Origin of the sequence: uncultured Virgibacillus sp., assembly GCF_947495635.1 — a bacterium.
GTDB classification, from domain to species: domain Bacteria; phylum Bacillota; class Bacilli; order Bacillales; family Amphibacillaceae; genus Virgibacillus; species Virgibacillus salarius.
The window spans coordinates 39451-48630 of the sequence record NZ_CANMAB010000020.1 but is presented as its reverse complement, the minus strand read 5'-3'; the positions used below and the strand labels follow the sequence as shown (position 1 = coordinate 48630).

Here is a 9180-nt window from a genome sequence, read left to right as displayed (position 1 = left end):
ACTCCTGTGGGAAATGTTTGACCTGAAGATCCACTTTTTTGAGCGGGTTTTGCTAAAAAAGTTAGCGGAAGGACAAACCCCACGGAAAGGGAAGTGGGCAGCCGGAGTGGTGGTCAAGCAGTAGCTATTATTCCATAATAGCTTCTAGAGGAAGCGTAAATCTGAGCATGTAGTGATAAGGACTGAGCGAATTTTGCTCCGTTTTTCTAAATATTATTCTATTTACTATAAACACATTACTGGTATTTTGCTATAATGAAATCTATATATTCAGAACTTATTGATAACTGCTACTGCATAGGGAGGTAACGATGACTCGTATAGTGAAACCAGAATCATTACATTTACAGGCGTATCATATTTTAAAAGAGGAAATTGTGAAGGGGGAATATAAACCGTACGAACGTGTGGTTGAAGCAAGGTTGGCCAAAAAGTTAGGAATCAGCCGAGGTCCTGTTAGAGAAGCGATTAGAATGCTTATTCAAGATGGGCTACTTACATATAACGATGGTTATGTGAGAGTGTATAAACCAACTGTTAAAGATGTTGTAGATATATTTCAATGCAGAGAAAGCTTAGAGGCCTTAGCGATCCGTCTGGCGATTGAACATATTACAGAAGCGGAAGAGGAACAATTGCAGAAAAATTTACATGACACCATTAAGGCGTATGAGCGGGATAAAGTCATTGAATTAGGACAGCTAGATCAACAGTTTCATGATATTATTATTCACGCTTCCAAAAACAGTCAGCTATTGGCGTTGTTAGAAGCAATCAGGACAAAAATCCATTATATGCGTATTAGTATGGTTAAAGGCGATTTCTATCCATCCTTTGTGAAGGAACATGAACGTCTAATCGAGCTTTTGTTGAAGGGTAATGAGGATGATGCGATTGCTTTAATGAAACAGCATATTAACAAGGGTTTGGAAGGTGTGTTAATGCATATTAATCATCAATAATCTAACATGCTTCACCAATTTAGGGTTTATCCCGCATATAACTGGCAGTAGTACCCCGACCTTTAAGTAACATTGAAACGAATATAGGAAAGAGGGGGAACAACTGCCAGTAAATGTCCAATTGGTTCAAGGGTCTTTAGGTCATACCCTTAGTGGTACTAACCATCCGTGGGGGATAAACAGAACCCCATGTATTGAAGTTTCACTTTATTTCTTCATTTTAGTTAACAGTTTGCTGTTGACTAAAATGATTCAATATTGTAACATCCAAAATATATAAAATATTTAGATATATATGGAAAATCTATGTAGTGGGTGTAACAGAAGTTCTTTCTCGGAAAATATGTAAGCGCATACAACGAATGCTTAAGGGAAGGGTGGAATTGATGAAAGATGGGCTACAAGTAGGAGATACAGCGACGTTAACTGTAGAAGTAACTCGGGAAATGTTTGCGCAGTTTGGTGGGGAGCTAGTCCACCCTGCATACTCAACCGCTTCCATGGTATACCATATGGAATGGGCAGCTAGAAAGTTAATAATACCTTATTTAGAAGAACATGAAGAGGGAATGGGGGCAGCGGTTTCAGTACAGCATCTTGCCCCATCAGGTCTAGGGACAGTTATTCAAGTAACTGCGATTGTTACCCAAATTAGTAAGCGAGGGGTTACAGCAGATGTGACTGTCAAAAATCAACATGGCTTTATAGGAAAGGGGGAGGTTCAACAAGCCATTCTACCTAAAGCAGTTATTAACGAAAAATTATCAGCTGCCACGTAAATAAGGAATTAGATAATGGGGGGATTAAAATGAAACAACTTGAGCAATTCAATGCAAAAGAGGTCGATATGTTTCAAAAAATTTCGAGTCATGAGCAAGTCATATTTTGTAATGATCCTTCAACTAATTTACAAGCTATTATTGCTATTCATAATACAACGCTTGGGCCTGCATTAGGTGGTACTCGTATGTATCCATACACGGATGTAAGTGAGGCGTTAGAAGATGTCCTTCGTCTATCTGAAGGGATGACAGCAAAGTGTGCCGCCAGTGACGTTGATTTTGGAGGGGGAAAGGCAGTAATAATTGGTGATCCACAAAAGGATAAGTCTCCAGCTATGTTTCGTTCCTTTGGTCAGTTTGTCAATTCATTAAATGGTAGATTCTATACTGGGACTGATATGGGAACGACGATGGATGACTTTGTCCACGCTTCTAAGGAGACAAATTTTATTAATGGGATCCCGGAAGAATTTGGCGGTAGTGGGGATACATCAATTCCTACAGCTCAAGGGATGATCTATGCTTTAAAAGCTACTTGTCAGTTTTTATATCGCAATGATGATCTAAGTGGTAAAAGGTATGCTATCCAAGGCTTAGGAAAAGTTGGTACAAGAATAGCTGAACATTTATTACAATTAGGCACAGAGCTTTACGTTACAGATATCAATGAAAAACGGATAGATGATATCAAGGAAAAAGCCAAGGTAGCTGGAGCTTCAGTAATTGCAGTCGATAGCAGAGATATTTACACGGTAGATGCAGATATTTTTGTGCCTTGTGCAATGGGAGGAATACTAAATGAAAGGACGATTCCCCAACTAAATGTCAAGGCTGTAGTCGGTTCTGCAAATAATCAATTAGCTAGTAAGTTAGATGCGGAGAGACTACGAGAAAGAGAGATTATGTACGCACCTGATTTTATAGTTAACGCAGGTGGTCTAATCCAGGTAGCTGATGAACTATATGGATCAAATAAAGAGCGTGTATTAGTAAAAACAAAATCTATCTATAATTCCGTCTTAGATATATATAAGCAAGCGAGACTAGAAAATATTACAACAATAGAAGCTGCTAATAAAAAGTGTCAAAGACAATTGCAGGAACAGCATAAAAGAAATAATTTCTATGTACGAAATCAAAGACCGAAATGGGACTTTAAAAGATAATTCTTTTCATAACAGATAGTTATGTTTTCTTAATCTTATTAAAAGGTGGGGTTGAGATGAAAGAACGGTATCCATTTCAAATTATGAATAAAAATGGCGAATTGCTGGATCATGCATATGAAACGGAGATAACTGTAGACCAGGTTAAGTCATTTTATTATCACATGCTACGAATTCGTACATATGACCAAAAGGGGGTAGCCTTACAGAGGCAAGGACGGATAGGCACATATGTACCATTCGCGGGGCAAGAAGCAGCTCAGGTGGGAAGTGCATTAGCTTTAGCTGATAAAGATTGGATGTTTCCAACATATCGAGATCATGGTGCATCATTAACATTCGGTGCAGATTTAGATAGGATGTTACTGCATTGGAATGGTCGTATTGAAGGTTGTTTGCCCTCTAGGGAAAAACATATTATGGCCGCTTCCATACCAATCGCTACACATTTACCCCATGCTGCTGGTGCAGCAATGGCTGAGACATATAAAGGAACAAAAAATGCAGCGATAGCTTATTTTGGTGATGGAGCAACATCCGAAGGGGACTTTCATGAAGGCATTAATATAGCTAGTGTATTTAAAGCACCTGTTGTATTCTTTAACCAAAATAATGGGTTTGCGATTTCGTTACCAGTGAACAAACAAATGAATTCCCAGACAATTGCCCAAAAAGCAGAAGCGTATGATATTCCTGGTAAACGTGTTGACGGGATGGATATTTTTGCGGTTCATTTTGCTGTGAAAGAAGCACTAGAAAGAGCCCGTTTAGGAGAAGGGCCGACGTTAATCGAAGCTGTTACAGTAAGATTCGGCGCGCATACAACAGCGGATGACCCTTCCAAATATAGAGATCAGGAAGAGATAAACCGTGTCCGAGAAGAGATAGATCCCGTATTGCGATTAGAGAAATATATGAAGCATTACAATATATGGGATGGTGATTGGGCAGCTACAATTACTAACGAAATCAAAGCAGAAATTGATGAGGCTATCCAGAGAATGGAATCTTATCAAAAGCCGAATGCAGCGGATATGTTTGACTATGTTTTTGAAAAACCAACATGGACGATCGAAAAACAAAAGGAAAGCATTATCTCGACAGGGAGGCAAAACTAATCATGGTGATGTCAAAGGAGTTAGAGAAGAGGTCAGGGGTTAAAACAAATTCACTTACAGTTATTCAGGCAATAAATAACGGGTTACAAACAATGCTAGAACTGGATAATGACATACTTTTACTTGGGGAGGATATCGGAAAGAATGGTGGAGTGTTCCGTGCAACAGATGGGTTGCAGCAGAAGTTTGGAGACCACCGTGTTATTGATACACCATTAAGTGAGGCAGGTTTTGTAGGAACAGCAGTTGGTATGGCCTTGAATGGGCTAAAACCAGTAGTTGAAATCCAGTTTTTAGGGTTTATTTATCCTGCTTTGGAACAAATCGCCACCCATGTCACTAGGACTCGTACACGTACGTTAGGACATTATCATATACCAATGGTGATACGCGCACCATATGGTGCAGGGGTAAGATCACCGGAAATTCATTCTGATAGTGTAGAAGCTCTCTTTACACATTTGCCAGGTATAAAAGTTGTTTGCCCTTCTAATGCTTATGATGCCAAGGGATTGCTTATTGCAGCAGTTGAAGATCCTGATCCTGTGTTATTCCTGGAGCCGATGCGTCTATATCGAGGTCAACGGGAAGAGGTACCTATGAATGCTTATCGGATTGAGCTTGGAAAGGGAAAAACTTTGCAAGCAGGGGAAGATGTTACTATTCTTGCCTGGGGTGCCATGCTCCCAATTGTAGAGGCTGCTGTAGAGGAAATGAAACAGTATCAGATATCCTGTGATGTCATCGATCTCCGGACATTATACCCGCTAGACAAAGAGATTATTGCCGGCTCGGTTCAGAAAACCGGTAGAGTTGTTATTGTACATGAAGGCCATGAGACAGGTGGCGTTGGAAGCGAGATTATATCTATTATCAATGATACTTCTTTTCTCTTTCTCAAGGCTCCGATTGAAAAGGTAACTGGCTTCGATGTGCCAGTTCCGTTATTCGCCTTGGAAAATGATTATTTGCCAACAAAGGAACGTGTGTCGAAAGCCATAAAACAAGTTTACGAGTTTTAGGAGGTGAGCTGGTGGTTCAAATAAAATTTACGGATATTGGTGAAGGAATGAATGAGGGTGAAATTATTCATTACTTTGTTGATGTAGGTGATGAAGTAGAGGTAGATCAGCCGCTTGTAGAGTTACAGACAGATAAAATGGTTGCTGAGATTCCTGCACCTTCAGCAGGAAAGATTAAATCAATCTATTATGCAACTGGAGATATTGTAACGGTTGGCACCGTAATAATGGAAATTGATACAGGCAAAGATGCTGTAATCACAACGAAAGCTGAACAGCAAGTATTGGTGGATGAAGGGGCAGCATCAGCTTTAGATAGTCAAAATTCATTCCGTAATCCCTATAATCGAATATTAGCAGCTCCTTATACGAGAAAGATTGCTAGGGAGCTAGGTATTGATATTGAACAGATTAAGGGAAGTGGTCCAGCTGGGCGCGTCTTAGAGGAAGATGTCTATCGATTCAGCAACCAGTCAAATGCTTGCAACGATAATCAAGGGGAATCACATACCGGTATAAGGGAGGATGCTGAGGGCACAACGATTCCTTTCAAAGGCATCCGAAAGCAAATTGCGACTAAAGTCAGCCATTCCTTGCTGACAATTCCACATGTTACCCATTTTGATGAAGTAGATGTGACGAACCTTAATGAGCTTAGAAAGACGTTAAAGCTATCAGGAGATAGTATTTCCCTCGCTGCATTTCTGGTTAAAGCAACGGTTATTTGTTTAAAAGAGCATCAGCTATTTAATGCAAGATTAGATGAGGAAAATGAGGTTATCCGACTTTTAACCGATTACCATATGGGGATAGCTACAAACACAGAAGCAGGGTTATTAGTTCCGGTCATTTATGATGTAGATCAGAAATCCATTCGAACGATTAACAAGCAGATGAAGGAATTAACCATAAAAGCAAGAGAAGGGAAATTAACAGCAGGCGACATGAAGCATGGTACCTTTACTGTTAATAATGTGGGCCCACTTGGTGGTACAGGAGCTACCCCAATTATTAATCATCCACAGACTAGCATAATGACATTTTATAAGACAAAAAGAATGCCCATTGTCTTGGATGATGATGAAATAGCAATTCGTTCGATAATGAATATATCCGTGTCATTTGATCATCGGGTTATCGATGGGGCTCAATCGATTGCCTTTACAAATCGATTTATTGAATTAGTTGAAAACCCAAACAAGTTATTATTGGAGTTGATCTAATTGGTAGTAGGAGAATTTGCAGAGCACCGCGAATTAATAATCATAGGTGGAGGACCAGGAGGTTATAATGCAGCTATTCGTGCAGCCCAGCTAGGAATCCAGGTAACCGTAATTGAACAGGACCAGCTTGGTGGTACTTGTTTAAATAGAGGGTGTATACCTTCAAAAGTTTTCAGCCATGCTGCCCAGCAAGTGGCTTCTGTAGCAGACTTCCAATCATTTGGCATATGTGTAGGAACACCAGCTGTAGACTTTGCTCAATTAATTTCGTATAAAGATCAGATCATCCAGCGATTGAGATCCGGGGTTGAGAATTTATGTCAGGCAAATAAAGTAGAAATTATTCGTGGAAGGGCAAATTTCATTAACGATAATCGAATTGGTGTGGAATTAGGGCATCGTTTTGAACTGTTTGATTTTAATCAGGCAATCATAGCTACTGGCAGTACTGCTGTAATGCCATCCACAATAGGTGAAAACGATCGGATTTTGGTTGGTCATACTGTATATGAATTGAATGAAGTGCCAGAGGAGCTGATTGTTTATGGTAGTGATGCTTATGCTTTAGAGGTAGCATGCAGTTTTCATAAGCTAGGATCTGCTGTTTCGATGGTGCTTGATAACAAGGATTTTTCATTTGACCATACGATTAATCGTGAATTAAGGCGAGTTCTAAAGAAGGACAAAATAAAAGTCTATAGGGGATATCAATTAGAAAAGGTAAGCTCGGATTCGAATTATGTCCAGGTGGGATTACTGAAGAATAATCAAAAGGAGATATCTCTTTCAGGTACACATCTTTATATGGCAACAGCATTGCAGCCAGCAACTACTTCACTGGAGCTTAATAGACTGGGGGTTAAATGTTCGGATCATGGATTTATACAAGTAGATAAACAATTGAGGACTTCGGTTCCATCGATATTTGCTATTGGTGATGTTACTGGTGGAACATTTTCAGCGACAAAGGCAATGAAACAAGGTAAGGTTGCAGCGGAAATTATTGCTGGGAAGCCAAGTGAGGTTGATCTAACGATGATGCCTACCATTGTTCGCAGTGTTCCTCCGATAGCTACAGTTGGGTTAACAGAAGAAGAAGCGAAAGAACAGGGGTTTCAAGTAAAAACAAGTCAATTTAGCTATAGTGGAAATAGTTATACAATGATTTCGAATCAAAAAAGTGGCGTAGCAAAGGTTATAAAAGATAATAATTCGGATCTACTACTAGGCGTTCATACAATCGGTGCGAATGCAATAGAATTAATCGGTTCTGGAATCATCGCTTTAGAAATGGCTGGAAGAGATGAAGACTTAAGATTCCCCTTATATCCTCATCCTAGTTATAATGAGATATTGCTTGAAGCAATGGAGGGATTGTCGGATAGCGCTATTCATATGAAACCTGTAGAAAGCCAGCTAGAAAAAAGTAAATAAAGCAAAAGGGTTCTCTAGTTATAAGATAGCTAGATTATAATGAAATAAACAAGATAAAAATTGGCTGGCTCTGGCTTTTGCAGGGAGTCGGTTTTTTATTGTATAGGAAATTATAACACCGTGATTCCTTTATCTCCGTTGACTCGCTCTAGTCGCTACGTTTCTAATTGGGTACTTACGCTTTTGTTATCCCGCATACAACCGGCAGTAAGACCCCCACTTCAAGGAATAAAGTGAAACCAATATGGGTAAGTTGGGGATCAACTGCTGCCAGCAAATGTCCGATTGGATCAAAGGCTTTTAGGTCATACTCTTGTGGTACGAACAATCCGTGGAGGATAAATAAACCCTCCCTGATTGAAGTTTCACTTTAAGATAGCTAAATGAATAGGAGTCTCAAGTTAACTTGATTCTATAGGTAGTCAATAATTTTATCAAACTGTATGATTATTTTTGTATAATAGATATTGTGATTTATCTCGCATACAACTGGCAGTAAGACCCCCACTTCAAGGAATAAAGTGAAACCAATATGGGTAAGTTGGGGATCGATTGCTGCCAGTAAATGTCCGATTAGTTCAAAGGCCTTTAGGTCATACTCTTGTGGTACGAACAATCCGTGGGGGATAAACAAAACCCCACTGATTGAAGTTTCACTTTTTTTAACGTAAGGAAAAATAGGGATTGTTAGGAGAAAAGAGATGCGAAAAATAAGCTTTAATGATATTTATACGGAAAGTCACCTGGTAGTGGGAACTGAATTGTATTCGCATTATCATAACCCAGAGATGTTAATTCAATATGATAGTAATTATCTTCAATTTCATCGAATGCCCACGCTACAAGAGTTTATAGAGGCAGCAACGTATTTGAAGGAATTTCACCAGAAAAATGGACAGAAGCATGTTAAGTTTTATTTTCCTGAAAATCGTAAGCCATCAGAAGAATTAATTCAGTTTTTTCATCATCAATCTTTTGAGTATGGTTATTTAGAGTTATATGCTATTCAACCAGAACAATTTCCTATTACAGATAATCATCCCGATATTACGATACGAATCGTATCGGAAGTAAACTTCGATGACTATTTACAGGTACAATATGAACAGGATTTAGAATTCGGTGAAGAATTTGCAAAGGCAAAACCTGCTCTATATCGACGGCATTTTCAAGATGAAACGTTTATGCAAATTATGTCATATTATCAGGGTACAGCTGTCGGTTCGTTGGAAGTAATCATAAAAGAAGATACTGCTGAAATCGATGGGTTACACGTGCACCAGGCATTTCGTAAAAAGGGAATTGCTCAGCGATTACAAAAGTTTGTAATGGATCAATTCCCTAATAAAACCATTATATTAGTTGCTGATGGTGAGGATACTCCGAGAGAAATGTATATTCGCCAAAATTATCGTTATCTCGGATTCCAATATGAAGTACAAAAGGTTGATCTAAAAAAAGATGAATAACCTG

Annotated in this window: 10 protein-coding genes; 8 read left to right on the top strand and 2 right to left on the bottom strand. The window is 39.1% G+C overall.

Translation table 11 applies throughout. The features are described 5' to 3' along the window. The first annotated feature begins 311 nt into the window (after window positions 1–311). The 7 genes from Q1A47_RS06780 (at window position 312) to Q1A47_RS06750 (ending at window position 7707) form a co-directional block, all read left to right on the top strand. Window positions 312–962 carry a GntR family transcriptional regulator gene (locus Q1A47_RS06780; protein ID WP_034678521.1) on the top strand — a complete coding sequence of 217 codons (651 nt, stop codon included), beginning with the start codon at window positions 312–314 and terminating at the stop codon, window positions 960–962. Between the two features lie 386 nt (window positions 963–1348). Next, complete coding sequence (locus Q1A47_RS06775) at window positions 1349–1741, top strand: thioesterase family protein (protein ID WP_121604373.1); 393 nt, start codon at window positions 1349–1351, stop codon at window positions 1739–1741. Between the two features lie 29 nt (window positions 1742–1770). Continuing rightward, window positions 1771–2910, top strand: a complete 1140-nt coding sequence (locus Q1A47_RS06770) for a Glu/Leu/Phe/Val dehydrogenase (protein ID WP_026680045.1) — start codon at window positions 1771–1773, stop codon at window positions 2908–2910. 56 nt (window positions 2911–2966) lie between these two features. Next, a complete protein-coding gene (pdhA, locus tag Q1A47_RS06765) occupies window positions 2967–4028 on the top strand; it encodes a pyruvate dehydrogenase (acetyl-transferring) E1 component subunit alpha (protein ID WP_299631204.1) in 1062 nt (353 codons plus the stop codon). Window positions 4029–4030: 2 nt separating this feature from the next. Then, on the top strand, window positions 4031–5050 hold the full coding sequence (locus Q1A47_RS06760; protein ID WP_026680047.1) for an alpha-ketoacid dehydrogenase subunit beta: 1020 nt from the start codon (window positions 4031–4033) through the stop codon (window positions 5048–5050). 11 nt (window positions 5051–5061) lie between these two features. Beyond that, window positions 5062–6273: a dihydrolipoamide acetyltransferase family protein gene (locus tag Q1A47_RS06755; RefSeq protein ID WP_026680048.1), complete on the top strand. Its 1212-nt coding sequence runs from the start codon at window positions 5062–5064 to the stop codon at window positions 6271–6273. Further along, window positions 6274–7707: an NAD(P)/FAD-dependent oxidoreductase gene (locus tag Q1A47_RS06750; protein WP_166529844.1), complete on the top strand. Its 1434-nt coding sequence runs from the start codon at window positions 6274–6276 to the stop codon at window positions 7705–7707. Between the two features lie 175 nt (window positions 7708–7882). Here Q1A47_RS06750 and Q1A47_RS06745 read toward each other — a convergent pair whose 3' ends face one another. Beyond that, window positions 7883–8035, bottom strand: coding sequence for a hypothetical protein (locus tag Q1A47_RS06745; protein WP_162986344.1), 153 nt, complete (start codon window positions 8033–8035; stop codon window positions 7883–7885). A gap of 84 nt (window positions 8036–8119) precedes the next feature. Further along, a complete protein-coding gene (locus Q1A47_RS06740; protein ID WP_162986345.1) occupies window positions 8120–8323 on the bottom strand; it encodes a hypothetical protein in 204 nt (67 codons plus the stop codon). Between the two features lie 85 nt (window positions 8324–8408). Here Q1A47_RS06740 and Q1A47_RS06735 point away from each other — a divergent pair, with 85 nt between their 5' ends. Next, entirely contained in the window at window positions 8409–9176 is a 768-nt protein-coding gene (locus Q1A47_RS06735; RefSeq protein WP_026680050.1) for a GNAT family N-acetyltransferase, read from the top strand. The last annotated feature ends 4 nt before the right edge of the window (window positions 9177–9180 follow it).